This is a genomic window from Thalassolituus pacificus (assembly GCF_025318105.1).
Classification (GTDB): Bacteria; Pseudomonadota; Gammaproteobacteria; order Pseudomonadales; family Oceanobacteraceae; genus Venatoribacter; species Venatoribacter pacificus.
In genome coordinates this window covers 92,446-118,375 of sequence record NZ_JAOANI010000009.1, presented here as the reverse complement: position 1 = coordinate 118,375, position 25,930 = coordinate 92,446, and the positions used below count along the sequence as shown (strand labels likewise).

Genomic DNA, 25,930 nt, shown 5'->3' with positions numbered 1-25,930 from the left:
GGACAAACCGATGAACGATCAGCAAGCGATGCAGGCCGCACTGGAAGAAGCACGTAAAGGACTGGCCGAAGGCGGCATCCCCATCGGCTCTGTGCTGGTCAAAGACGGGCAGATTATCGGCCGCGGCCATAACCGCCGGGTACAACAGAACAGCGTGGTATTACACGCCGAGATGGATTGTCTGGAAAACGCCGGACGCTTAACCGCCGCCGACTACCGCGACTGCACGCTCTACTCCACCCTGTCCCCCTGCGATATGTGCAGTGGCGCCGCGTTGCTGTATGGCATCCCGCGGGTGGTGATCGGCGAAAACGTTACCTTTATGGGCGCTGAAGCCCATATGCGCGAACGTGGCGTCAGCCTCACCGTACTCAATGATGCAGAATGCATTGAACTGATGCGCAGCTTTATTGCCGATCAGCCAACGCTGTGGAACGAAGATATCGGCGTCTGAGCGCGCGGCTGCTCAGGCCTGGTACCACATCCAGATCAGCCGCAGCGCCAGCAACGTCAATACCCAGCGGAACAGTGTGCGGAACAGTGCTTCCGGAATTTTGCCCATCAGCTTCAGACCGGCACGGGTACCCAGATAACCGGCCATCACCATCAGCAACAACAACGGTAGCCACTGGCTGAAAGCGAAACCGGCAAAACCAAAGACCACAACTTTTAATAGATGCTGCACACTCATACAGGTCGAAAAATTGGCCGTGTATTGCCAGCGGTCACCACTGCCACGCCCCAGCCAGGCTGACACCAGAGGCCCGGTAGCGCCAACCAGCATGGTCGCCAGTGTTGTCAGCCAGCCGCCCACAAACAGCCCCAGCGGCTGTTCACCCAGCCCAACCGGCGGCACTTTGCCCCAGCTCAGCCAGAGGATAAACAGGCCCACCAGCAGCGGAATAACACCCGGATCAATACGCTCATTCAGCCACCAAAGAGCCATCACAGTTAACACGACGGCCAGTAAAGCACCGGCTAAAAACCAACCGACCTTAGGCCATTGAGTATACCGCCGGGCCAGCCAGGCGCGGGAACCGTTAGAACCCAGCTGCACCATGCCGTGCAACGGAATCAGTGCCAGCGGCGGCACAATACCGGCCATTACCGTAATCAGAAATGCTCCGCCGCCCACACCCAGGGCCGCCGTCAGCAATGAGCCAAGAAAACTGCACAGCAATAAGGTCAGCAACGCCGGTACCGATAACCCGGCAAAGAGTACAGCCAGCAGGCTGCCATCCTCTCCTGCCGGCATTCAGCTCAGCCCCGGCGGTGCACGGAAATCCATCCCCGCCTGTTCCAGCAGCCGGGCAAATTCAATGGTCGTGCGGTCATCGTAGCGGCGCCCCAGAATCTGAATGCCAACCGGCAGGCCGGCGGCGGTCTGGCCCACAGGAGCACTGGTCGCAGGCAGCCCCATCAGCGTGGCCGGTGCAATCCACATAAACATATCGGAGTAGTTACGCCGCTCGCCATTTACATCCAGTTTGCGCACCTGAATCGGAACATCCTGTAAATGACGGAAGGCCGCGGTCATTGCCACCGGTGTCAGCACCACATCGTAGTCGTCAAACAGCTTGCTGAACGACTCGCTCAGGCGATGACGCTCTTCACTGCGTTTTACCCAGTCGGCATGGCTCTGGCCCATACCCAGTAAAAACTCATCACCATACGCGCCGCTTTTCAGCCAGCGGCCAAAACGTCTGGCCATGCCGCCCATCAGACGCATCATGCGCCGCTGTCCGGGCTTCATGCCGGAGCCCAGCACTGAGCCCAGCAGGCTCATATAGGTTGGAAAGAAGCGGCTCAGCGATACACCATCCGGTGCTCCCAAAGTCACGCTGGCGCCCAGCTGCTGCAACTGCTGATGCAGCCGCTCATACACGGGTTTCAGGTTCTCATCCAGCGGACAGAGCGGATCATCCAGCCACAGCAGCACGCGAAAATCCTGCAGTTGCGTTGCCCGTGGTGGTGGCAGTGTCAGTGACCAGTGCTCCGACATCAGCGGTCCGGAAGCGGCCACCACCTGTAGCGCCAGATCCAGATCTTCGGCACTGCGCGCCAGCGGACCGGGAACGGCCAGATCCGGTTCGCTCAGCATGCCCGGCGGGCCGGGAATATGGCCCCGGCTGGAGACAATGCCATAGGTGGTTTTATGGCCGAACACCCCACAAAAATGCGCCGGTGTCCGAATCGAGCCGCCGATATCCGAGCCCAGTTCCAGTGAGGTAAACCCCGCCGCCAGCGCCGCTGCCGCACCACCGGACGAGCCACCCGGCGTGCGGCTGTTATCCCATGGGTTATTGGTGGTGCCGTACACCTTGTTGTAGCTCTGAATATCGCCGGCGTAGAGCGGCACATTGGTTTTGGCGAAAATAATCGCTCCGGCGTCTACAAGACGCTGAACGGCAAAAGCATGATTGGCAGGCTGATGCCCGGCCAGTGCCGGGGCGCCAGCAACACAGGGCATGCCCTGTACTTCGAAGGTATCTTTGATGGTCATTGGCAGACCGTGTAACGGTCCCCAGGACTCGCCATTACGGCGCGCGCTGTCGGCCTGATCCGCGCGCCGCAAAGCGGCATCAAACGCGGTAGCCACCACGGCATTAAACTGCGGATTGTATTGCTCTATCCGCTGGCGGTAATACTCCAGTAATTCCCGGCTGGTCAGCTGTCCCGCCGCCATGACAGCCAGCAAGCGGGTAGCACTCAGATAAGCCCATTCAGTCGGCATGGTATTGTCCTTGTTATTATTATGTCGATTCAGACCCTATCGCAGACCTGCTGTCAAGCCAATGTGCCAATACGCCATTGAGCACCGCTGCAGAATATTCAGCCGCGCCGCTGGGTACGGGTTGCCAGACGCTGGCGGGCGTATTCGTATTCGCGCGGCGAGACGATAAACATCTCGGCGCGTTCGTTAATATCCGCGTATTCGTCATTCAGCCGACGCAATTCTGCGGCCAGTTGTTCCAGCGTCATCAGGCCGTCGTCATATAAAGCCAGCAGGCGCTCACACTCACGCGCCAGCCCCAGATAGTCGTTACCGACCTCGCGGTGTCCGGCGCAGTTTTTCTTAAAATCGAAGAAGGTCTGCACGCCCCCTAAAGCCGCCGCCAGCAGCGCCAACCCGGCACTCAGCCACTTACCCCAGTCTGGCAACTCAGCCTGCAACAGGGCAAAAAATACCGACCCCAGAATCAGGTTGATGACCACCACCGGTACACCGCAAAGAATATGCAGGTTGCGGCGCTTCAGAGAGGCAAAAAAGTGGCTGTGCTTACCCAGCTGGGCATTAAACCGCAAGCTGTCGATCAGCTTCAGTGTTGATGGTATGTCAGCCGCCGGGCGCATATCCGTATGGCAAGTCTGAGAAGAAGAATCAGTCATATAACAGGCATCCTGCAGGGTATTCAGAACGATGGTCGGCCGGACTATAACAGCGCTCAGAGCCGCTCCCAAGCCAGGTCCTATTAAATTAGCAGGCGCTTGATGAGTAAAATCTTTTCAAGCTCCTGACGTAGAGCTACTCTGTATACAAAGCTTATACAAAGAGGCCAAGGAATTGGTTAAGCAATCCGGCAGAATCACAATCCACCCTTTCCGACAGATCATCGCCAGCCGCTGTTTCTTGCTTTGGCTGGCACTCATCCTGCTGTCGCCACTGTCATGGGCTGCCCCGCAAGCGGAAATTCAGGTCAAAGTCGGCATTTACCCTTATCCGCCTTATGTTGAGCAAAATGAACAGGGCGAATATGAAGGCATTGCCATCAGTCTGATTCAGCTCCTGAACGAACACCAGAATCAATATCAGTTTGTAGCCGTGCCAATTTCACCCAAACGCCGTTATCAGGCGTTTAAAATGGGCGACTACGACATTATCTTTTTTGAGAATTCAGCCTGGGGCTGGGAAGATATTCCGGTAGAAATCTCCCGCCCTTACCAGACCGACGGTGAAGTCTATGTGGCGCTGGCCGAGGAAAACCGTGATCAGCAATACTTTGCCGACCTTAACAATAAACGCATGATAGGAATTCTTGGTTTTCATTACGGCTTTGCCGGTTTTAACGCTGACGAGAACTATCTGCGGCAGAATTTCCACATGATTTTATCCTGGACCAACGAAAAAAATCTGGCTCTGCTGCGTGAACGTCATGGTGATATTGCGGTCATGAGCAAAGCGTTTCTGCATCGCTTTTTTAAAGATAACCCTGACGCGCGCGAAGAGTTTCTGGTCTCTGATCGTTATGACCAGCGCTATCAGCATTCTGCCCTGATCCGCCCCGGTTTTATGCCCGGAGCCAACGAAATCAACCAACTGATGGATGAACTGAAAAGCAACGGTAAGCTGCTCGAATTATTCCGTCCTTATGGTATCCGCGCCTGTTCAGATATCAGCCTTGATGCGCAACCCGGACAAATGCAGGATGTCTGCCTGGAATAATCCCCAGGCAGATCAGCCTGTTGGCGCAACAATTCAGTGAGACTGACGTCCGCCTGAAAACACCAGCAAGCCGAGGGTTCTGTTTGTGCTGCAACCGCACACTGATTAAGCCCGCCGCATAACGGACAACGCTGCTCATCAGCACCATCTGAACGGCTTTCAACTGATTTAACGCTGACATCACTGCCCACTGAAGACGACATAAAACCTCTGTAAGCCACCACCTCATCGCCGTATCATAGACCTTTGCATGCCCAGGTTGAATCTATGCCTCCCTCCCCACAACGTTCCTCAAGACGATCCACCATAAAACAGGAACTGCGTGCCCTGCTGCACCTTAACCCGACCACCCGCCCGTGGCATTTACCTTTACTGGTCGCGTGCTGTTCGGCACTGCCGGCATTGGCCGGTGTACTGTATGGCGATATAAAATCCGGCATTCTCGGCTGTGTTGGTGCGTTGGTTATTCTGTACTTACCCGCCGCCGGATTACGCCGCCGCCTGTATACATTGCTGGCCTGCGCACTTGGCTTCCAGCTCAGTTTTCTGCTTGCCAGCCTCGGCAGTGCAGGCCCCCTGAGCGCCGCCCTGATGCTGTTAATCATCACCACCGTCAGTACTTATGTAACGCGCCGCCTGAATATGCCACCGCCGGGCAGTTTCTTTTTTATTCTGGTTGCCGCACTGGCAAGCGTCCTGCCCCATGAACCGGAACAGATTCCACAAAGGCTGATGTTCGTTGGCCTTGGCAGTGCAGGTGCCTGCATACTTGCCCTGCTGTACAGTCTGCTGCTGCCAGCAGAAACAACAGCACCAGCCCGCAGCACAACTCCGGCACGTCAGATACTGGCCGAAGCCACGGTTATTGCCGTCTTTGTTGCCGCATCATCGTTATTAGCAAACGCGCTACAGCTACACAATCCGTACTGGGTGCCTATTTCCTGCGCTGCGATTATTCAGGGAGCCAGCTTCCGGTTGGTGTGGCAGCGGAAAATTCACCGCGTCGTAGGAACTGCTCTGGGATTAGGCATTGCCTGGCTGATTTTTGCCTTGCAGCCCAACAGCTGGATGCTGGTACTGACCATTGGTCTGCTGAGTTTTGCGATTGAGGTTCTGGTTGTGCGTAACTACGGCTTAGCCATGTTGTTTATTACGCCCTTAACGCTGATATTTGCCGAAGTAGCCGCCCTACAAAGTCCGTTAAGCACGCTGATGCTGGCGCGTTTCAGCGATATCCTGCTCGGCAGTCTGATTGGATTAATCGGCGGCTGGCTGATTCATCATCCTCGTTATTTCGGTGGCATCATCCGCGCACGGGATAAACCCTGACTGGTTTCCGCAGCGCTGATTACCGGCCGTTCTGTACTATTTTCAGACGCGGATAAATACATGCCTTCCGGCGGATGAAAATACACATTCGCCGTGCAGCCAGACTGCAACAGCAACGCACACATAATCAGCCCTGGTCGCAACAAACCGTTGCTTAATCTCAATGCAAAATACGCAGCCCTGCGTACTGTCGTTCTGATCAAATCAGACATCGTTATCCTTAACCGCAGTCGTACCGTTAACTGCACCGATTCATCATAATCAGCATAGCGGTGCAGCGTTAACGACAAACCTATCAGTCTACCGGTAAGCGAACAAGGTCTTTATTACGACGATTAATCCGGCTTGTCCGGAATAATAATTCGTGTACAAATTCCGGCGGCCCCTGCCAAAAATCCACAAAAAAACCCGCCGTAGCGGGTTCTTTTTGTGCGAAAAGCAACAGTCCGGAATTAATCCAGGAAACTGCGGCCTTTTTTCGCAGCCGTGCGCAGACGCAGCGCGTTCAGCTTAATAAAGCCGGCCGCATCTTTCTGGTCGTAAGCACCGGCATCGTCTTCGAAGGTGGCGATTTTCTCATCGAACAGAGTATCTTCTGAACGACGGCCAACCACAATCACGTTGCCTTTATACAGTTTAACGCGCACGTCACCGTTAACGACGGTCTGAGTCTCATCGATTGCGGCCTGCAGCATTTTACGCTCCGGGCTCCACCAGTAACCGTTATAAATCAGCTTGGCGTAACGTGGCATCAGTTCGTCTTTCAGGTGTGCCGCTTCACGATCCAGGGTGATGGATTCGATCGCACGGTGTGCTTTCAGCAGCACCGTACCCGCTGGGGTTTCATAACAGCCACGGGCTTTCATACCCACGTAGCGGTTTTCGACGATGTCGACACGGCCAATACCGTGAGCGCCAGCCAGCTTGTTCAGCTCTTCCATAATGGTCGCCGGGGATTTATCCACGCCATCGATGGCCACCGGGTCACCGTTTTTGAAGCTGATGGTGATGTAAGCAGCTTCATCCGGAGCGTTTTCCGGAGACACAGACCACAGCCACATATCTTCTTCTGGCTCATTCCACGGATCTTCCAGAATGTCGCCTTCGTAAGAAATGTGCAGCAGGTTAGCATCCATAGAATACGGCGATTTTTTACCGGCTTTTTTCTCAACTTTAATGTCGTGCTGATCGCAGTACGCCATCAGGGTTTCACGGGAGGTCAGATCCCATTCACGCCATGGAGCAATCACTTTTACGCCTGGCTTCAGTGCGTAAGCACCCAGCTCGAAACGCACCTGATCGTTGCCTTTACCGGTTGCACCGTGGGCGATGGCATCGGCGCCGGTAGCGTTGGCGATTTCGATCAGACGCTTGGCAATCAGCGGACGGGCAATCGAGGTGCCCAGCAGGTATTCGCCTTCGTAAATGGTGTTGGCGCGGAACATCGGGAATACGAAGTCACGGGCAAACTCTTCACGCAGATCGTCAATAAAGATTTCTTTAATGCCCAGCGCTTCTGCTTTGGCGCGCGCCGGTTCAACTTCTTCGCCCTGGCCCAGGTCAGCAGTAAAGGTTACCACTTCACATTTGTATTCTTCTTGCAGCCATTTGGCGATCACGGACGTATCCAGACCACCGGAATAGGCCAGCACCACTTTCTTGATGTCTGACATGGGTATTCTCCAGGATAATGATTGGCCGCGCGGCAGGCAGACAGCCCACACCGGCGGATAGCGATAATGAAAGGGGCAGTATTGTACTGATTGTGCACGGGATAGCCAACAGGCGTACCCAAAGGACACAGAAAGAGCAGCAAAGAAAGAGTCGTGAAGGAAGCGTAATAAAGAACGCGCGGCGAAGAATCAGTCGCCGCTGGCGGTCGTCTGGGTACGGGTCTTAGGCTTAAACAGCAGATTATCCGGAATCGGCATATCTTCACGCTGCTCGATACGGATGGTCACACGACGGTTTTCTGCGCGGCCGGCAGCGGTTTTATTACTGGCGACCGGATAACGGTCGCCATGAAAACGGGTGGTGACGATTTCCGGATCAATGCCCTGCTTGATGAAGTAGCGTTCCACATCTTCAACCCGGACCTTAGACGTCTGACGGTTATCGTAGCGGCGACCGACGCTGTCGGAATGGCCATCGAGATACACCGCAAAGATGCGCGGGTCGTTTTTGATGTAGAAAATAATGCGGTCGAGAATTTTAATATCCGCCGCGTCGATCTGCTCTTCACCACTGGCAAACAACACCTTTGAGCGCGCCACCTGCCGGTAATTAACCGGCAGCAGTTGTCTGACACAGTCGAGATAGTCCTGATAAAACTGCGGAAAAGACACCGCCGACAGGTGTACTTTTACAAAACGGTTTTGGTCGTAATAGGTTTTATGGCTGATGGCCGGCCACTTGCCTTCCAGCAAAGCATGCAGAAACTGATTCGTGCGGGTGGCATCCAGACGCAGATTCGGCGTGTCTTTAATAATCCGTGCCACGCCCAAATCTTCGCTCCTGGCGCTGGGCTGCCACGGCGGTGGCAAAATACTGACCCGCGCCTGACTGTATGACATCAGGTTTTTCAGCGTTTCCAGCTGAAAGGTCACATCCTCACCCGCTTCGTGATAGAACACCGCTTTACCGTACCCCGCCAGCGTCTGTTCAAAACGGCATTCAAACACCGAACCACTGACCGACCAGTCGGTGGTTTCAATGTCGCCGCCGTAGTCCAGCGCAGCGTCTGCCTGACAGAGCGCGCTGAGCAAAACAGCGCTTAGGGCAATTAATTTGTGCATAGACGTCCGCTTGAGGCTGTTAAATTCAGGGCTGTTCCAGAGATATCGGCCAATTCCGAGAAAAATTAAGCGGTTAAAGGCTGCTTTCGGTACAATGCCCCGATCAATTTTAGCTGAAGGTTGAAGAGCATGACTGACCGTTTGACCATTACCCGCCCCGACGACTGGCACCTGCACGTGCGTGACGGCGCTGTGCTGCAGCATACTGTGCCCGCCACCGCCAGGGTGATGGGCCGAGCCATCATTATGCCGAACCTGCAACCGCCGGTAATGAACGCCGAACAAGCGCTGGAATATCGCAACCGCATTCTGTCGCGCGTGCCGCAAGGTCTGAATTTCAATCCACTGATGGTGCTGTACTTAACCGACAATACCACTGCGGAAATGATTGCCGAAGCCAAAGCCGCCGGTAACATTGTAGCCGTTAAGCTGTATCCGGCCGGAGCGACCACTAACTCCGCATCGGGTGTTACCGATTTGGGCAAGCTCGACGATATCGCCGCCGCACTGGCCGAAAACGATATGCCGCTGTTGGTGCATGGTGAAGTGACCCAAAACCACATCGACATATTCGACCGTGAAAAAGAGTTCCTCGACACCATTTTGGCGCCGCTGGTCAGCCGCCATCCGACGTTAAAAGTAGTGGTAGAGCACATCACCACCAAAGACGCCGCAGAATTTGTCCAAAGCCAGGGGGCCAATGTTGCCGCCACCATTACCGTGCAACACCTGGCCTATAACCGTAACCACATGCTGGTTGGTGGCATTAAGCCACACTTCTACTGCCTGCCGATTCTTAAGCGCAACATTCACCAGCAAGCGCTGCAGGATGTGGTTGCCAGTGGTAACAGCAAGTTTTTCCTCGGCACCGACAGTGCGCCACACGCCAAAGGCGCAAAAGAAAATGCCTGTGGTTGTGCCGGTTGCTTTACCGCCTATGCCGCCATTGAACTGTATGCCGAAATTTTTGAAGACCTTGGCGCGCTGGATAAACTGGAAGGTTTCGCCAGCCACTATGGCCCGGACTTCTACGGTCTGACGCGTAACAGCGACGAGATCACCCTGATCAAACAAGACTGGCAAGCGCCGGTCGAACTGCCTTTTGGCAGTGATATTATTGTGCCGCTGCGTGCCGGCGAAACCCTGCGCTGGAAACTGGAGTACTGAGCGGATGAGTCAGGAGCAACAAACCCAAGATTCACAAAACGAAAAATCCTTAATGGCCAAACGCTTTCGTGGCTTTTTACCGGTTGTGGTGGACGTCGAAACCGGCGGTTTTAACGCCGACACCGACGCCCTGCTGGAAATTGCCATGGTCACCCTGCGTATGGACGACGACGGCTATCTGCATCCGCACGAAACCCTGAGCGCCAATATTCATCCGTTTGACGGCGCCAACCTTGAGCGCGAAGCCCTCGATTTTACCGGCATTGATCCGTTCGACCCCGAGCGCGATGCCGAATTTGAAATCGACGCCCTCAGCGCCATGTTCCAGACCGTGCGTCGCGAAGTGAAGCACAATGGCTGTAATCGCGCAGTCCTGGTGGGCCACAACGCCCACTTTGACCACGGCTTCCTGCGCGCTGCGATTGCCCGTAACGACATCAAGCGCGACCCGTTCCATCCGTTTTCGTCTTTCGACACCGCCTCCATTGCGGCACTTGCCCTCGGCCATACCGTGCTGGCCAAGTCGTGCAAAATGGCCGGTATCGATTTTGACAACAGCTCAGCGCACAGTGCCGCTTACGACACCTTCAAAACCGCCGAACTGTTCTGCTTTATTATCAATCGCTACAAAGATCTGGGCGGCTGGCCACTTGCGGGTGCCGACCTGAGTGACGACAACGACTGAACAACACGAAGACCCTCTATGGATTACCGTTTTTTCTACAACGAACGCCAGCTGCCCTGCGCCCGACTGTCGATGGACCACGAAGCCTTTGGCCTCTGGCTGACCGACGAACTGGGCGCCGACACCGAACAGCTGACCTCCCTGCTGCAGGCTGTCAGCAGCCTGGAACAGGGCCAGAAAAGTGAATTTCAGTGGCAGGGGCGCGACTTCCTGCTGCGCCTGAACCGCGATGACGCCGAAGTGATTGCGCTGTCGATGCTGCAGGATCACAATCTGGATGAGCTGGAAGGTGAAGACCTGCAATTTTACGACGCCGAATCCTTTGCCGCCTGCGGCCTTGATGACTTTAAAGAACTGCTGATTGAATGGCAGGAATTCCTGCACGACTGACCCCCTCTCTGCCTGCCTCAGCCGATGCAGGCACTTTGGCCACAAGCCTTGCGCAAGACGCTCTCCAGATCACCGAACCACACCCGGACAACAACGCAAATAACACAGAAAAGAACCAAAACCCAGAACAGCAATATCTCTCAGCACGCCGTTCAGAATCGCTGTGCCGTTATAGGCCAACGGTAATGCCCGATAACCACAGACTCACCCAACTGATAGAAGACTATTTCGTTATAGAAAAATTCAATAGCTTTTAACTAACCACCGCATTGCCACAACTAATTCGGCAAGCGCGTCCTTCTCCCCTAGTCTGTATCTGTACAGTCACTACCGGCTTCACTTTCACAGCGCGAAACAGCCGGCTCACCGGTCAATGAAGGAGATCAGTATGAGCAACAACAAACAAGGAACGCCTGCAGGCACCTGTCCGGTCATGCATGGTGGCAACACCACATCCGGCAACGACAATATGGCCTGGTGGCCCAATGCCCTGAACCTGGACATTCTCCATCAGCACGACAGCAAGACCAATCCTCTGGGCGACGATTTCAACTACGCCGAAGCATTCAAAAAGCTCGACCTCGAAGCACTGAAAAGCGATCTGAAAACACTGATGACCGACAGTCAGGACTGGTGGCCAGCCGATTGGGGCCATTACGGCGGCCTGATGATCCGTATGGCCTGGCACAGCGCCGGCTCTTACCGCACAACCGACGGCCGTGGTGGTTCCAACACCGGTAACCAGCGTTTTGCACCGCTGAACAGCTGGCCGGATAACGGTAACCTCGACAAAGCCCGTCGCCTGTTATGGCCACTGAAAAAGAAATACGGCAACAAGATTTCCTGGGCCGACCTGATGATTCTTGCCGGTAATATGGCCTATGAATCCATGGGCTTTAAAACCTTCGGTTTTGCCGGTGGCCGTGAAGACATCTGGCATCCGGAAAAAGACACCTACTGGGGTTCAGAAAAAGAATGGCTGGCGCCAAGCGGCAGCGAAGGAACAAGGTACAGCGGTCAGCGCGATTTAGAGAACCCATTAGCCGCCGTGATGATGGGCCTGATCTATGTAAACCCGGAAGGCGTGGATGGTAACCCCGATCCGCTGAAAACCGCTCAGGATATGCGCGTCACCTTCGAGCGTATGGCCATGAACGATGAAGAAACCGTTGCCTTAACCGCCGGTGGCCACACCGTGGGTAAAGCACACGGCAATGGCGATGCCGCCAACCTTGGGCCTGCCCCGGAAGGCGCCGACGTTGACGAACAGGGCCTCGGCTGGAACAACCACAAAGGCCGCGGTATTGGCCGCGATACCGTCACCAGCGGTATCGAAGGTGCCTGGACCAGCAAGCCAACCCAATGGGATAACGGCTACTTCGACCTGCTGTTTAAATACGACTGGGAACTGACCAAAAGCCCGGCCGGTGCGCACCAGTATCAGCCGGTGAACATTGCCGAAGAAGATATGCCCGTGGATGTCGAAGATCCGTCTATCCGCCGTATGCCGATGATGACCGACGCCGATATGGCGCTGAAGGTCGACCCGGAATACCGCAAAATAGCCGAGCGTTTCCGTAACGATCAGGCCTACTTCGAAGACGTGTTTGCCCGCGCCTGGTTCAAACTGACCCACCGCGATTTAGGTCCGAAAAGCCGTTACCTCGGTGCCGACGTGCCGGCCGAAGACCTGATCTGGCAAGATCCGGTTCCGGCGGTGAACTACACACTGAGCGATGCCGAACTGGCCGACATTAAAGCCAGAATTCTGGCCTCTGGTCTGAGCGTATCCGAGCTGGTTGCCACCGCCTGGGACAGCGCCCGCACCTTCCGTGGTTCCGATTACCGTGGTGGGGCTAACGGCGGCCGCATCCGCCTGGCGCCGCAAAAAGACTGGGAAGGCAATGAACCTACCCGCCTGCAGAAAGTGCTCAAAGCACTGGAAAGCATTCAGGCCGGTTTAAGCAAACCCGTCAGCATGGCCGACCTGATTGTACTGGGCGGCAGTGCCGCGGTTGAAAAAGCCGCCAAAGACGGAGGCGTGGATATTGTTGTGCCATTCGCAGCGGGCCGTGGTGATGCCACCGACGAGATGACCGACGCAGCATCCTTTGAACCGCTGGAACCGATCCACGATGGTTTCCGCAACTGGGTGAAAAAAGACTACACAGTAATGCCGGAAGAACTGATGCTCGACCGCGCACAACTGATGGGTCTTACCGCCGTAGAAATGACCGCACTGGTCGGCGGTATGCGCGTACTCGGCACCAACCACGGCGACAGCAAACACGGTGTATTCACCGCTAAAGAAGGCGTATTAAGCAACGACTTCTTTGTGAACCTCACCGACATGGCCTACAGCTGGAAGCCAACGGGTAAAAACTCCTACAACATCGTTGAACGTAAAAGTGGCGATGTAAAATGGACCGCGACCCGTGCCGATCTGGTGTTTGGCTCTAACTCCATCCTGCGCTCTTACGCCGAGGTGTACGCTCAGGACGATAACAAAGAGAAGTTTGTAAAAGACTTTGTTAAAGCCTGGGTGAAGGTCATGAATGCAGATCGCTATGATCTGAAATAATGGCTACACCTTTGCTGGCGGCTGATGCTGAAATCAGGTGGTACTGAAGTCAGGCGCAGTCAGCTGCTGGCGGTTAAAAAAACTCCGGGTTTTGCCCGGAGTTTTTTTATGGCTGTTTGTTTTGATGGAAAATATGACGGCTGTAGGGTCGACGGTTGTAGGAGCGACGTTCAGTCGCGATATCCGGTTTGTTTACGGCCGCTCGCGGGCTGGCTTTTTTAGTCTCTTTGAGGCCTTTGCGGGGCCGGCGGGATGGCTTTTCGGACTTCCACCCGGCCCTATGACCTCTTTGAGGGGTCTTACCCCTCACGCCGGTCGGGCGCTTACCCCTCACGCCGGTCGGGCGCTTACTCCTGACCGCCATGGATGGCGGAAATGCAGATTGTGCAGGAGCACACAATCGGCCCGCTTCGCGCTGTGCAAGACTAAATCCGCTCTGAATAATCCTGCGATCTCGGTAACGCGAATAATGGGCGAGACCTCAGGCATCCTGCCTTTCGCCCTGCGGGTCAGCCTGCGGCTGCTCAATTTTGTTCCCGACAAAATTGTCCATGCCATATTCGCTCGCCCGGCATCCTGCCGGAACGTACCGGCGCAGTATTATCCAAACCGGCGTCCTGCAGGCGCATAAAACCATAACGCGAAACCTCGCTTCAAAATGAACAACACGCAGCTTTCCAGGGCAGACAGGGTATTTTCTGAAAAGAAACTTCGCACAGTGATATAAGCGCCTTTAGCCCAACGCAGGCGCACAAACCATGACGCGAGGCCACATTTCAAAGCAGGCAATGTATTGTGGGAGCGGATCTTATCCGCGACGGACTAGCCATACGCTCATATTGATATGTAGGGTGGGCACTGCCCACCAGATCACAACCGTCATTATCAAGAAGAGCCAAAGCAACACCTGTCGTCATTTGCCATTTGTAACCAGTTTTATCAATTATTGAACCCAACCCCGAATTTCAGTACTCTCGACCCTCAGCAGGGATGCCGCCATATCGTACGAACACACCGTCCGGACACACGCCCTCCCCGCTTACAATCCCGAATGATAAAACCACGCGATTCCTGCCCTGCGTATATAAGGACGGGCGGCAGCGTGTCTGGAGTACAAGCACCATCTGAGCGATTTTCACTGCCGGAAAAGCGCTGAAAATCACCGACGCAAAATAATATACAAACAACCAGTATATTTTACTGTTTACGGAATCTGATGCGCGTTTACGCTCCGGTAGCAAAACGCGCATGCGCGGATTAACGCCTTCGGCCCAGAATGAATGGAAGAAAATCAATCACTTAAGATTCTGCGAAAAGTGATAACACGCAAAGTGTAAAGAGCGACGCAGGGTAAAAGCGTGCCTGCGCGTTTATATCCTGACAAGAAAGAAAATAACGATAATTTTTACAGCCTGGACAATGGATTAGGCTGAGAATTTGAATAAGGGCTTAGGTGTGTTAATGAGCATGCCTACGAATAAACTGTTATGTTCTACGAGGATATGTAGAAAACAATGGAATTTTTTAGAAATCACTGGATCAGAATCGCATACCTATTGATTTCATTAGGTGCGCTTCTTGCGTCGTTAAAATTCAAAGACAAAGTTATCGGAAGCGATGCTTATCTGAATGAGTTTTCATACTTTGGAGTGGTTGCGACTTTAGTTGCGTTGCTGGTGGCAGTGTTCGAAGTCTTGCACAGTGTGCACGTTTCTAAAAGTATTCGTGACGAGGCGATAAAGCTGCTTAAGCAAGCTAGGGATATTAATGGCGCTTCATTTGTAAGTGAATGCCTTGCTGTGCTTGATGAAGCTAATGAGCATGTATCTGGTCAGCGCTACGTACTATCGCTAAAATGCTTTCAACACTTTAGGCGCACATATCTTCGAATATCTGGCCCGGAAAATCTCGTAAACGAGATAAACAGTGCTCTAGGTAATATAGAGCTTGGTCTGCAGCAAGCAACTCATACGAGTCCTCAGGCTCCGCTGGATGGACGAAAAAAATCAAAAATACAAAAAGATATCTTAAATATAAAAAGGTGCCTTGAAGAAATGAATCCAGCAAAGAGAGGTGAGTATGTTTCCTCCTAAGATTAAAGATTTTGTTGTTGAGCTTATAAAAAGAACTGAGAGCGGTGAGTTTTCATGGATATATGATGATGATAATTCCAATGTCCAATTACAAACTGATCGTTTTATCGTTTCCTTAAGGTACTCATTTAATGGAATTGAAGAGTACGGGGAATTTGTCTTGTTTTATTTTGATTCACAAGATCAAAAGGAATATCGGTTTTATACCAACCAGACATGGAATGACTATGATGTGGCCCGTCGCCTTTATGATGTTGCTCAGTCTTCCGGTTTGAGCTTACCGTTCTGAGTCAAGAACATAACAATCGCAGGCACAGCGACGGCTTTTACGTTGCGGCTTCGCCTCCACTACAAAGCCGCGCGTGCTGCGGGCGTTATACCGTAGGTCTATATTGGAGATAGCTCTTGGGTAAAAAAACTGAAGACAAAAAATTGCTCAAGTGTTTGAGCTACATTAGCTATTTGCAAAAAGGAAATAAGCCTAGATTTCCAGCTGAGGCGATTAGGCATTTAGCTAACCTACTTCAATCTATAGAAAAACTGTCGGCAAGTGACGGAAGATTCAAAGTTACAATTGGTATCACAACACCTAATGGTAATATTGATGTAAATTTACTTGAAGATTGCGGCTATGTATTCCACCACTTGTTCCCTGTTCTCTTCACTGCACCAAGTAACAACACTATCGACCAATATTTTAAGGTAACAACTTCGTTCCTCTCATCGAGTAACATTTCTAACATCCTAAAAGCACAAATAATAGATTTTGAAAACCAAAGTTTTAAGAATGTGTTGAAGCAAGGGTTTGTATACAGTCCGCATGGATTTGAAGCTCTAGAATCTAGATTGAAATTCTGTAGGGTTGGATTGGCCAAACCAAATGATGATGCGTTTGGTGAACTCAATGCAATTAAAAATATATTCTCTACCTATGTTTCAAAAGCTCTGAAGTATTTTGTAAATAATGGCCAGTTTCTGCAAGGGTCATCCTTCCTTTACACCTTACTAGAAAGCTCAGATTCTATTAATGAGAAAACATGTATTGTGAGGTTTATAATCTCTCATAACACCTCATTTAACTTGAGTAGTAAGACAGAACTAAGCTCTCTACTTGATGAGTATGAAGACGAGTACAGCTCTGAGGATGTTGATTTTATGAGATCTGAAATTGATTCAGATCCTAGCTCAATGCATGTATCGTTTTTCTCCTTTGGAAATGGAAATCTATCTCTTAAATCAACTAGAAATAGAGATGTAGCTACAGTTATTAGTTTTTCTATCCCTAATGCATGTACTGACATCGGAACCCGCCAAATAGAAGCTGGCGATAAAACCACAATAATCCTTTCGCCTGTCGCAGCATTTTGGGCTGATCCAATGTTCAAAGTTATGAGTGACTGGAAAATAGCAAATATGGGATGGAGTCATTTTTGTGACGTGGAGCCAAAAGAAGGAAGAGGCTATACGCATGTTCAGGTGGTAATAAATGAACTATTTTCCCCAGATGTAGAGCTTTTAGAAGACTCTAATAAATTAATCGACTTTAGCGAAAAAGAGGCCCTCATGGGGCGCCCTTTCTATCCACATAAAGATTTTGTTGTACGAGTAATGCTGGATAACTTTGTCGACATAAGTGAATGCTTGGATATTGAAAAAGGGGATATAAATATAAATTTATTCTCCAACTACTTTGTTCAGCATATTGATAGTTCGACGGGTGAAAGCATTCATCACAAGCTATTTGCAATTACGAACCCTGATTCTTATTCAAAAACCACAACTAAATTTATTGAACGACTAAATAGTATAAATCTTTCTGATTCTTTGGTGGACGTTAGAGATTTACTCACTTCAACTAAAATAGAAACAGAAAAAAATTTGACGGAGTTTGTCAAGCGATCTATTGATTTGTTTGTAAAACACAATATTGAAAATCACGGCGGCTATAAATACTTGTGGAAGACGGATAGCACAGGGGAGCTAAAGCCTTGTAGGGAACCAGAGTCACAGCCATATATATTTAGCCATTTGAGAGCTATATTTGACTTTATGGGAATTCAGATATCTAGAGAAGTTGAAAGCTCCAATGGCGAGATAGATTTTTTATTATCATATAATAACAGCCAAAACAAACTATTGCGTCTATGTGTCGAGCTTAAGCTAGCACACGCTTCAAAGATTGAAGATGGCCTCACAAAGCAATTACCAGCTTATATGAAAGGTGAGCGCTGCAAGTATGGGATTTATGTTGCTCTCTGGTACAAATGCACTATTTTTGAGAAGCCTGAAGGGTACTCTTCAATTAGAGAATTAAAAGATAGGCTAGAAAAGATCAACTCCAACAACAGGGTGGTAAGCATAATTATAGACTGCTCAAAGCCTACGTCGCCTTCAAAACTTAAATGAGTAAAAACGGTATAACAAAACGCTCAAGCAAGGACGCAGCAAAGCTGCGCCGCTTAGCTTGGCGTTATGAGTCCTAAGATGTTCTTAATATTGAAAGGAAAGCCGAGTATTGATAGCTGCCGTGATGGAGGTAGTATTGTTGTTAATTACTATACACTCTTCGGAAGTAAATACATTTTGACACTCCCAATTAAGTGGGGCGGCACCAGAGAAGATATGAAGGTTGTTGGCTATAGAGAGCCTAAACTTGAAAAACGTCTAACTCAAAAGAAGATATCTAAAGGGAGTGGAAAGCCATACTACATAAATTCCCTCTTAGATATGGAGTTGAATAAAAAAGATGCTTTGAAAATTGCAGTTAAAATCCGAAAAAAACTAACAAATACCGATAGCTATGATTTAGCATTGAACCTTGTTCATGGAATAGAAAGCAATGGTCATTTGCGTGACTCATAACAATGAGTTGGTGAACGCACCTTCGGTTCTGGGACGGTTAAACTTCGCTCGTTCCTCACTACGTTTCACCGCCCCACAACAAAAACGTTACATGTCTAGAGGAGTATCGCGTGGAATTTGAATTAAGCGAAATAACACAAGCGGATATCGACTTTCTACATAATATGTCGCTCGAAGAAGTTATAAGTTGGCCTATCGATTTCGAAACTAATAGGCAGACATTCTCAGAAACGTCAGACGTCTTAGATATGTGGTTGGGTGGTAAGAAATGGAGAGAAACCGAACATCATTTCATCCAATTTGGTCAAGATGGCTGCGGTTCTCTATTTTGCCTTTGGTACTACCCTGAATTAAAAGGTGAACCGCCAGTGGTTTTCTTAGGGTCTGAAGGCGAAAGAGCTCTTGTATCCAATAGTGCTCATGATTTTGTAATGCAAATCACTTCTGGCAAAGTGTTCTACGACGGAAGTTGGCTCGATCCACACGACGAAGATAAAGACGAATTAAATTGGGATCTTCTGTCTAAGAAAGCAAAATCTTATCTAGGCTCACTTTGCGATAATCCGTCAGAATTAACTAAATCGGCACAAGCTAAGCACCCAGATATTTCCTCATGGATTGAAAGCAATGTCGAGTAAACATTTAACAAGCAAAGTCACTGCGACCAAATACTCTCCACTTCAATTTTGTGCGGGAAAATGCTCGCACAAAATCAAAGCTCCGGTAATTGGTGCGTGCTTTGGGCATTACGTGTCACTATGAAAACACCAATCGAGTTAAAATTAGACGGTATCACCGTAGGGGAAATTCTCAGTTTTAGCTATGAGACTCCTTGAGCTACCGGCAAAGTTAAGTTCAAAGACAAGTCACTATTTGAAAAATTAGTGGCAGTATCTTCGACGTCATCCTTCGATCTAGAAATGGATGAGCTTGGATTAGATGACGCTGAAGAAGAAAAAATGTGGGAGGCCAAGTTAAAGGAGCTTTGTATTTCTTGGGAGGATCTGAAACTAGACCGTGATGATAGATGGTCTGTTATTCCCAATGGAGGTGAATCGCAGCCAATTTACTCACCTAGATTCTCCGAGCAGGGCTTTATCGACTATCGCCTATGAAAACACGTAACAAGTCAATCAACTTCGCGCCTACGGCGTCGGACGCAGCAAATCTGCGCCGGTTATTGAGGCGTTATGGACAACGAGAGAAATATGCAGTTTGCCAACTTTGAAGATGACTACTGGCAGTTACGTAACGGAGAGGAATCTCATCGGGCGCATCCAGATACCTTTTGGATTCCGCCTATTGAGGAGAGGAAGAGCCTCAAAGTTGGTGATGCTGCCAAGGTAATCCTCGAAATTGAGTGCGAGGATGAGGATGGCGAGGTGTTTGTTGAGGGCGAACGAGGATACCTGATCGTGTCCGAAATAATTGGCGAGAAATACATCGGAATCCTCGATTTTCATCCTCTTTGCATCGAGAAGGGTCAAGAAGATGTGTATCTATGTTTTGGTGCGGAAATTCCTTTCGGTCCAGAGCACGTAATCGAGATTGATCGCCCACCTCAAGATTATATTGATTGGCAGTTGGGGCAAAAGCCAGAGCGAATCTGGCACCGCCGAAATGCCTAGCAAGGCGCTCGTTCGGACGCAAAGCGTTATGCTCAGTGAGGAGAAACCATGTCACTTTTAGAATCAGCGAATGAGCCTGTAGATCTGTTAAAAGAGCTCTTTCGTGAAGCGAATGAGATAGTTTATGAAGCTGATCAAGAGCGTTTGTCCTTTAGTGTGCAAAGCGCTAAATTCTTAGAAAGCATTGTAGGAGCGGGCGATGCCCGCGAGACTTCAGAACAGCTGTCTGCTACCGGAACAGTTCCATACAATAGAAGCGGCTTTCAGCCGCGACAACACCGCAAAAAAGCACCGGAAGCTTTTTTGCTCCGGTATTACCGGAATGATGCGAACGGAGTAAATAATGTCTTCAGTACCTGAATCAAAAGACGAGTTGCTCACCGCTATAAATTCGATATACCCGAAACTGATGGACGATTATCGATGTATTCCTGCCTCAATGGCACGTAAATGTAAAATTGAAGGTAATATAAAAGGAACACAAATCAGCGTTTGTGACACGGTCGCTTATCTTATCGGTTGGGGAAATCTGGTGTTGAAATGGTACCGTTTAAAATCGCAAGGTGTGCCGGTCGATTTTCCTGACACAGGCTATCGATGGAATCAGCTTGGATTACTGGCGGTCAGTTTTCACGATCAGTACCGTGATTGGAAATATGAGGACTTACTGAGGAAATTAGACTCAACAATAAAAGAGCTTATCTTGTTGGTTGACAGCTTAAGCAATGAAGAACTCTATGAAAAAACATGGTATGAACAATGGACACTGGGTCGGATGATTCAATTCAACACGTCATCACCCATGAAAAATATGCGGACTAAAGTCAGGCGATTTAACAAAAGCAACGGACTTAGGTAAGTAATTCACATAGAAACGCCTCAACAGTGATAGCAATACTGCCCCTCGCCCTTACCAGACCCCGCCGATTTCCCAGCGCTCCTTCCCCATAACCACTTCGTCGCCAATACTTAAACGCATCAGTGTTTGCGCCAGCGGTGCCTGGGTACTTAGCACGGCGATAGTGCGTCCTTCTGTCACGAGCTGACGGCCGCCAACCGGCGCTATCCACAACCAGCGCTGATTTTGCTGCGCACTGTTGTTCTGAGTATCCAGTAATTGAATCAATGCGCCGGAGGCGATGGTGTCGTCTTCACTGAAGTCCGGCACCGGCCATTGGCCGATAAGGATGCGGGTTTCCTGCAGCTCGCGGATACGCTCCGACTGACCGTGGGCCAGATAGGCGGCTTCCAGCGCCAGAGTGTCGTACTGATTTTCCGGTTTATTGCCTTCGTGGGAGGCGGTTTCCTGCGCCTGGCGGGCGGCATTGAGTGCCGCAGCAATTTCACCGTCAAGGGCGGCCAGCAAGGCTTCTTTCAGGGCGCTTTTGGCAAACGGAACTGTGTTCAAATGGATAACCGAAAAATAAAGAATTATGCGATTATAGGCCTATTCGTCGTTTATATTAATGCTTTGTCTGCACCCTGAGTACAGGGCTGTGCCTCAGCGAATACCTTAAGGAATAGCGCTAACCATGCCTTCTCTGTCCTCTCACCCGGTTACCTCTTCTACCTCTGCCTCTGCTGCCTCTGTTTCCCTCGCGGCCTCAGGGTTACTGGCTCACAGTCCTTTTGTTAAAGCGGTGCAGCGTGATGAGCTGACATGTCTGGAAATCCGCCATCCGCAGTTCAGCGCCGATCTGTTATTACAGGGCGCGCAGTTAATTCATTACGCGCCTAAAGGTGAGAGCAACTGGCTGTGGCTGAGCGAGCAGGCGGAATACAAACAGGGGCAATCGCTGCGCGGCGGCATTCCCGTATGCTGGCCGTGGTTTGGTAATGCGGCGATGAATCCGGCGGCGGTAAAAGCCGCCATAACTAATCCGGAGCAGGCACCGGCCCATGGTTTTGCCCGTGCACGGCAATGGCAGCTGAGCGATTTGTACGAGGCCTGCGACCGGGTAGAAATTACGCTGACATTAAATGATCACCAGCATCCGCAATGGGCAGCGCAGCTGAGCGCTGAGGCGCATTTTATTTTCCGCGCCGACAGTCTGGCGGTTAATTTAATCAGCCAGAATAACGGAACCGAGCCGGTATGTTTCAGCCAGGCATTGCATACCTATTTCCCCACCGACGATGTACGTGCCACTCAGGTTTTAGGCTTTGAAGGTGAGCGTTATATCGAAACCTTAGAAGGCTGGTGCGAGAAAACCCAGCAGGGGCCGGTACGTTTTAGCGGTGAAACCGACCGTATTTACGATGCCACGCGTCCCTTACGTTTAATCAGCCCACTGCAACGTCTATTACTGCAATCCTGTGGCAGCGCCAGTGCCGTGGTGTGGAACCCGTATATTGAAAAAAGCCTGCGTCTGAGCCAGTTTGCAGCAGATGCCTGGACGCGCATGTTTTGTGTAGAAACCGCTAATGCCTTTGCCGATGTAATTACCCTCGCGGCAGGCGAAAAGCATTGCCTGGGACTGCAATTAAGCTCGCTGGGCCAAAGTTAAGCTCGCTGGGCCAGAGTTAAACTCGCTGAGTAAGGGTTTAGCTCGCTGAATCTGAACGGGATTCTGCCAACATTAACAAGGAGGTTTTGGTGTCTTACGAATTAATCGTCAGCGATCCACGTCAGGTACGGACTTTACAAATGCTGCTGTATTACAGCATCGCTTTTCTTGTCGCCTGGCTGGTCAGCAGTGATCAGCCACCGGTCGTTCTCTGGCCGGTTACTGCACTGGCTCTGCCATTGCTGTTGTGGTTGCAGTGGTGGGAACATAAACGCCATCATCAGCAGCAACGGGTTAAAACCTTGCTGCGTTATGACGATGGGCAATTGTTTATAGCCCCGCATGCTAACCACCCGGCACTGACACTGGCCGCTGCTGATATCCGTAAGGTATTGATCGGCCCCGGCTATATTGCCATAGAAGGCGATTACCCCATTGCCCGCTCGCTAAATCTGCCTGTGCAGGCCGATACCCGGGAACGGGATAAAGCGATAGAAGATATTATTGCCGCGTTACTGCAGGTTAATCCGGCGCTGGCTGTTATTCGTGAATAACCGCCTGTTAATGCGCGCGCTTTTGATCCTGCTTTTGTTCCTGCTGCACTAAAAACAGCGATAACGCGCGGTCATAGTTGTTCATGTGCTGGCCGAACCAGTCGGGGATGGTATCCATTAAAAATTCGAGTACACCGGTCATATCACCGCTGCGCTCATAACCTGCCAGCGCGTCGGTAAATAGTTGCAGTATCCGTTGGTGTTCATGACGGTGGGCTGCGAGGGCGGGAAAGCGCAGGTATTCCATATCACGCTCTTCCTGGGCAAAGTGCTGCAGACAGTGGTCATACACACGGCGTAAATAAGGTAAACCGGCGCGGCCCATCAGCAGAGCCTGTTCGGCTTCGTTCAGCAGGTTGGCAAACTCTTCGTGCTCACGATTCATTTGCGCTAACGCCAGCGGGCGATAATCACGAAATTCGATGGTCATGACGGCAGATCCGCAGCAACAATCAGTAATGGCAGTCTAACCCGCCACTACTGATTACGATGTTGATTATCGTCAAGCGAAGGCTGATCGAAGGAGCATCAGCAAGGCTGGGCGATTAACCGCTCAGCAGTACTGTGCCACATCAACGATGGTGCGGCGTAACCAGCGATGCGCCTGATGGTGCTGCAACAACGGCGACCAGGCCATTTTCAGCTCGAACGGCGGGATTTTGAACGGTGGCTCTTTCACCACCAGCGAGGCCGATTCGGCCTGCATGTCCGCCACTTTACGCGGCAATGTCGCCACCAGATCGTTATTCAGCGCCAGTAACGCCGGCATCTGGTAGTGGCGGGTAAATACCGAAATCTTACGCTTATGGCCCAACTTCGACAGCGCGTTATCCACCCAACCCAGACGGATGACTTTTTCCGGATCAATCCCCACGCCAGCGCCCATACCGGTTTTGCTTACCCAGATATGTTTGGACGCCAGATAGGCATTAAGATCGAAATTATGAATGCCCTGATGGCCCGGGTTAATCAGACAGACAAAATCGTCCTGCCATAACGTCATCTGGTGAAACGACTGCGGCATTTCGTCAAAGCGGTTAATGGCCATATCGACCTTACCGGCTTCCACGTCTTTAAAGGTCACATCCGAGGGGGTCAGTACGTCGAGGATGATATCCGGTGCTTCGGTTCGCAGGCGCTTCACCAGCTCCGGCACCAGCGTGGATTCGGCGTAGTCGCTGACCATAATGCGGAACACGCGGTGGCTGCTCTGGGCATCAAACTCTTCCAATGGCTGCAACGCCATTTCCAGTTCGCCCAGTGCCTTACGGATCACCGGCTGCAGCTCCTGTGCGCGCTCGGTCGGCGTCATACCGTCGGAGGTGCGCACCAGCAGCGGGTCGCCAAACAATTCACGCAGACGTCGCAGACCATTGCTCATCGCCGGCTGGGTAATACCCAACTGCTGGGCGGCTTTGGTTACGCTGCCTTCGCGCAGCAGGACATCAAGGTAGACCAGCAGATTAAGATCGATACGATCGAGGTTCACAAACATCACCCTTCAGTGTTGAAGGGCGCATTGTCGCAGGATTTTCGGCATTCACCAAGACTATACAACTGCCTTGCTGCATAACTTTTATTAATACTGAGTATAAGGCTCAGCCTTCTGTTTTACGCAGGAAAGGCTCTACCCAGGGCTTATTGGCGGCAATTTCTTCCTGGCTCAGGCCTTTCAGTTCGTATGGAAACACCAGCCAATCGTCAGTTTCACGCAGACAGAAATCGGGTTTGAAATCGACCCGGTTATACGCCGGACGCTGCCACAGTGTCGCAACCTTAACCTGGCTGGGCATATTCCGCTTGAGCTTGCCCTGCAGGCGGTTAATCACCGCGCTGATGTTGTAGCCGGTGCTGAATACGTCATCGACAATCAGCAGGCCATCATCAACGTTCAGGTTTTCAACCAGGTACTGAGTGCCATGTACGCGAATATCTTCCGGCGACTGCACCATGCTCTGATAGGCCGGCAGACCACGATACGAGGTACGCAGCGCGATATGATCGGTTTTCACGCCCAGTGTCTGCAGACACTCCTGCACATAGATACCCACCGAGCTGCCGCCACGCCACAAACCAACGATAAAGGTCGGGCGGAAACCGCTCTCAAAAATCTGCACGCCGAGGCGGAACGCATCCTGAATGACTGTTTCTTCGTCCAAAAATCGTTTCTGCATGAGGTACTCTTATGTGACAGGCATAGGAACAGAGCGGTATGATAGCACCTGACCAATTGGTCAGGTAAAGAGTTGTTTCAAAACACGACGGGAGCCGGAATCATTATGAGTGCCAAATTGTACCTTACCGCCCAGGGATTGCTGGAAGATTCTTATCATCTTGCGGCCAAGGTGCTCGACAGCGGCTTCCGCCCGACCTTTATGATTGCGGTATGGCGCGGTGGTGCACCGATTGGTATTGCGGTGCAGGAATACCTCGATTACCACAGCGTAGAGACCGACAACATTGCCATCCGCACCTCGTCTTATCAGGGCATTGACCAACAGGCCAAAGAAGTCAAAGTGCATGGTCTGAACTATCTGGTAAAAAACGTAAAACACAGCGATAGCCTGTTGATTGTCGATGATGTGTTCGACAGCGGCCGCTCCATCGAAGCCATTATTAACGAGCTGAGCCGCCGTGCACGTTTGAATACACCACACGATATCCGCGTTGCCGTGCCCTACTATAAGCCGCACCGCAACCAGACCGACCGCGTACCGGATTACTATATCCACGAAACCAGTGCCTGGCTGAAGTATCCGCACTCACTGGAGGGCCTGAGCAACGATGAAATCGCTCAGGGCCGTCCGGAACTGTACGACATTATCAAAGACCACCTGCCGGCCTGAAAACCCGGTGCGGAAACAGAATAGAAAACGGGCCCTGTTAAGGCCCGTT

General features: G+C 51.2%; 28 protein-coding genes. 18 read left to right on the top strand and 10 right to left on the bottom strand.

The window, feature by feature from the left end; genetic code table 11:
* Positions 1 to 10: 10 nt before the first annotated feature.
* A complete protein-coding gene (locus tag NYR02_RS02560) occupies positions 11 to 454 on the top strand; it encodes a nucleoside deaminase (protein ID WP_260974831.1) in 444 nt (147 codons plus the stop codon).
* A gap of 12 nt (positions 455 to 466) precedes the next feature.
* On the opposite strand, the gene NYR02_RS02555 is transcribed toward NYR02_RS02560, so the two are convergent.
* The 3 genes from NYR02_RS02555 to NYR02_RS02545 all read right to left on the bottom strand — a co-directional run bounded on the left by NYR02_RS02555 (position 467) and on the right by NYR02_RS02545 (position 3,390).
* The gene (locus tag NYR02_RS02555; protein WP_260974830.1) at positions 467 to 1,255 is read right to left on the bottom strand and encodes a sulfite exporter TauE/SafE family protein; all 789 of its coding nucleotides are present in this window, start codon (positions 1,253 to 1,255) and stop codon (positions 467 to 469) included.
* On the bottom strand, positions 1,256 to 2,734 hold the full coding sequence (locus NYR02_RS02550) for an amidase (protein ID WP_260974829.1): 1,479 nt from the start codon (positions 2,732 to 2,734) through the stop codon (positions 1,256 to 1,258).
* Between the two features lie 98 nt (positions 2,735 to 2,832).
* A complete protein-coding gene (locus tag NYR02_RS02545) occupies positions 2,833 to 3,390 on the bottom strand; it encodes an SLATT domain-containing protein (protein WP_260974828.1) in 558 nt (185 codons plus the stop codon).
* 241 nt (positions 3,391 to 3,631) lie between these two features.
* Here NYR02_RS02545 and NYR02_RS02540 point away from each other — a divergent pair, with 241 nt between their 5' ends.
* A complete protein-coding gene (locus NYR02_RS02540; RefSeq protein WP_260974827.1) occupies positions 3,632 to 4,444 on the top strand; it encodes a substrate-binding periplasmic protein in 813 nt (270 codons plus the stop codon).
* Here the strand turns inward: NYR02_RS02540 and NYR02_RS19575 are convergent.
* Positions 4,369 to 4,647 (bottom strand): cysteine-rich CWC family protein, encoded by a 279-nt coding sequence (locus NYR02_RS19575; RefSeq protein ID WP_420864291.1) that lies wholly within the window; start codon positions 4,645 to 4,647, stop codon positions 4,369 to 4,371. The two genes, NYR02_RS02540 and NYR02_RS19575, sit on opposite strands and share 76 nt — an antisense overlap.
* A 64-nt stretch (positions 4,648 to 4,711) precedes the next feature.
* On the opposite strand from NYR02_RS19575, the gene NYR02_RS02535 reads away from it, so the two are divergent.
* Positions 4,712 to 5,773, top strand: a complete 1,062-nt coding sequence (locus tag NYR02_RS02535) for an FUSC family protein (RefSeq protein ID WP_260974826.1) — start codon at positions 4,712 to 4,714, stop codon at positions 5,771 to 5,773.
* A 452-nt stretch (positions 5,774 to 6,225) separates the two neighbouring features.
* Here the strand turns inward: NYR02_RS02535 and NYR02_RS02530 are convergent, their stop codons facing one another.
* Both NYR02_RS02530 and NYR02_RS02525 read right to left on the bottom strand, forming a co-directional pair.
* Positions 6,226 to 7,446, bottom strand: coding sequence for an argininosuccinate synthase (locus NYR02_RS02530; RefSeq protein ID WP_260974825.1), 1,221 nt, complete (start codon positions 7,444 to 7,446; stop codon positions 6,226 to 6,228).
* A 189-nt stretch (positions 7,447 to 7,635) separates the two neighbouring features.
* Positions 7,636 to 8,568: a flagellar protein MotY gene (locus NYR02_RS02525; protein WP_260974824.1), complete on the bottom strand. Its 933-nt coding sequence runs from the start codon at positions 8,566 to 8,568 to the stop codon at positions 7,636 to 7,638.
* Between the two features lie 129 nt (positions 8,569 to 8,697).
* Here NYR02_RS02525 and pyrC point away from each other — a divergent pair, with 129 nt between their 5' ends.
* The 12 genes from pyrC (at position 8,698) to NYR02_RS02465 (ending at position 20,833) form a co-directional block, all read left to right on the top strand.
* Complete coding sequence (gene pyrC / locus NYR02_RS02520; RefSeq protein ID WP_260974823.1) at positions 8,698 to 9,735, top strand: dihydroorotase; 1,038 nt, start codon at positions 8,698 to 8,700, stop codon at positions 9,733 to 9,735.
* A 4-nt stretch (positions 9,736 to 9,739) separates the two neighbouring features.
* Positions 9,740 to 10,420, top strand: coding sequence for a ribonuclease T (gene rnt / locus NYR02_RS02515; RefSeq protein WP_260974822.1), 681 nt, complete (start codon positions 9,740 to 9,742; stop codon positions 10,418 to 10,420).
* A gap of 18 nt (positions 10,421 to 10,438) precedes the next feature.
* Positions 10,439 to 10,810 (top strand): YacL family protein, encoded by a 372-nt coding sequence (locus NYR02_RS02510; RefSeq protein ID WP_260974821.1) that lies wholly within the window; start codon positions 10,439 to 10,441, stop codon positions 10,808 to 10,810.
* A 388-nt stretch (positions 10,811 to 11,198) separates the two neighbouring features.
* A complete protein-coding gene (gene katG / locus NYR02_RS02505) occupies positions 11,199 to 13,391 on the top strand; it encodes a catalase/peroxidase HPI (protein ID WP_260974820.1) in 2,193 nt (730 codons plus the stop codon).
* A 1,514-nt stretch (positions 13,392 to 14,905) separates the two neighbouring features.
* Positions 14,906 to 15,484 carry a hypothetical protein gene (locus NYR02_RS02500; RefSeq protein WP_260974819.1) on the top strand — a complete coding sequence of 193 codons (579 nt, stop codon included), beginning with the start codon at positions 14,906 to 14,908 and terminating at the stop codon, positions 15,482 to 15,484.
* Positions 15,471 to 15,773: a hypothetical protein gene (locus NYR02_RS02495; RefSeq protein WP_260974818.1), complete on the top strand. Its 303-nt coding sequence runs from the start codon at positions 15,471 to 15,473 to the stop codon at positions 15,771 to 15,773. Before NYR02_RS02500 ends, NYR02_RS02495 begins: the two co-directional genes overlap by 14 nt.
* Before the next feature lie 116 nt (positions 15,774 to 15,889).
* A complete protein-coding gene (locus tag NYR02_RS02490) occupies positions 15,890 to 17,890 on the top strand; it encodes a hypothetical protein (RefSeq protein ID WP_260974817.1) in 2,001 nt (666 codons plus the stop codon).
* A gap of 66 nt (positions 17,891 to 17,956) precedes the next feature.
* The gene (locus tag NYR02_RS02485) at positions 17,957 to 18,346 is read left to right on the top strand and encodes a hypothetical protein (protein ID WP_260974816.1); all 390 of its coding nucleotides are present in this window, start codon (positions 17,957 to 17,959) and stop codon (positions 18,344 to 18,346) included.
* Between the two features lie 110 nt (positions 18,347 to 18,456).
* The gene (locus tag NYR02_RS02480) at positions 18,457 to 18,984 is read left to right on the top strand and encodes a hypothetical protein (protein ID WP_260974815.1); all 528 of its coding nucleotides are present in this window, start codon (positions 18,457 to 18,459) and stop codon (positions 18,982 to 18,984) included.
* Positions 18,985 to 19,554: 570 nt separating this feature from the next.
* On the top strand, positions 19,555 to 19,974 hold the full coding sequence (locus NYR02_RS02475; protein ID WP_260974814.1) for a hypothetical protein: 420 nt from the start codon (positions 19,555 to 19,557) through the stop codon (positions 19,972 to 19,974).
* A gap of 48 nt (positions 19,975 to 20,022) precedes the next feature.
* Positions 20,023 to 20,334, top strand: a complete 312-nt coding sequence (locus NYR02_RS02470) for a hypothetical protein (RefSeq protein WP_260974813.1) — start codon at positions 20,023 to 20,025, stop codon at positions 20,332 to 20,334.
* On the top strand, positions 20,318 to 20,833 hold the full coding sequence (locus NYR02_RS02465) for a ClbS/DfsB family four-helix bundle protein (protein ID WP_260974812.1): 516 nt from the start codon (positions 20,318 to 20,320) through the stop codon (positions 20,831 to 20,833). The genes NYR02_RS02470 and NYR02_RS02465 overlap by 17 nt, the downstream gene beginning before the upstream one ends.
* Before the next feature lie 51 nt (positions 20,834 to 20,884).
* Here NYR02_RS02465 and NYR02_RS02460 read toward each other — a convergent pair whose 3' ends face one another.
* Positions 20,885 to 21,382, bottom strand: a complete 498-nt coding sequence (locus NYR02_RS02460; RefSeq protein WP_260974811.1) for a hypothetical protein — start codon at positions 21,380 to 21,382, stop codon at positions 20,885 to 20,887.
* 124 nt (positions 21,383 to 21,506) lie between these two features.
* Between NYR02_RS02460 and NYR02_RS02455 the strand changes: the two genes are divergently transcribed.
* Together NYR02_RS02455 and NYR02_RS02450 are read left to right on the top strand one after the other, a co-directional pair.
* Positions 21,507 to 22,481, top strand: a complete 975-nt coding sequence (locus NYR02_RS02455) for a D-hexose-6-phosphate mutarotase (protein ID WP_260974810.1) — start codon at positions 21,507 to 21,509, stop codon at positions 22,479 to 22,481.
* Positions 22,482 to 22,570: 89 nt separating this feature from the next.
* A complete protein-coding gene (locus NYR02_RS02450; protein WP_260974809.1) occupies positions 22,571 to 23,035 on the top strand; it encodes a hypothetical protein in 465 nt (154 codons plus the stop codon).
* Positions 23,036 to 23,042: 7 nt separating this feature from the next.
* On the opposite strand, the gene NYR02_RS02445 is transcribed toward NYR02_RS02450, so the two are convergent.
* From NYR02_RS02445 to NYR02_RS02435, 3 genes are all read right to left on the bottom strand, one after another.
* A complete protein-coding gene (locus NYR02_RS02445) occupies positions 23,043 to 23,465 on the bottom strand; it encodes a bacteriohemerythrin (RefSeq protein ID WP_260974808.1) in 423 nt (140 codons plus the stop codon).
* A 123-nt stretch (positions 23,466 to 23,588) separates the two neighbouring features.
* Positions 23,589 to 24,524, bottom strand: a complete 936-nt coding sequence (locus NYR02_RS02440) for a LysR family transcriptional regulator (RefSeq protein ID WP_260974807.1) — start codon at positions 24,522 to 24,524, stop codon at positions 23,589 to 23,591.
* Between the two features lie 109 nt (positions 24,525 to 24,633).
* The gene (locus NYR02_RS02435; RefSeq protein WP_260974806.1) at positions 24,634 to 25,209 is read right to left on the bottom strand and encodes a phosphoribosyltransferase; all 576 of its coding nucleotides are present in this window, start codon (positions 25,207 to 25,209) and stop codon (positions 24,634 to 24,636) included.
* Between the two features lie 105 nt (positions 25,210 to 25,314).
* Between NYR02_RS02435 and NYR02_RS02430 the strand changes: the two genes are divergently transcribed.
* On the top strand, positions 25,315 to 25,881 hold the full coding sequence (locus tag NYR02_RS02430; RefSeq protein WP_260974805.1) for a phosphoribosyltransferase: 567 nt from the start codon (positions 25,315 to 25,317) through the stop codon (positions 25,879 to 25,881).
* The last annotated feature ends 49 nt before the right edge of the window (positions 25,882 to 25,930 follow it).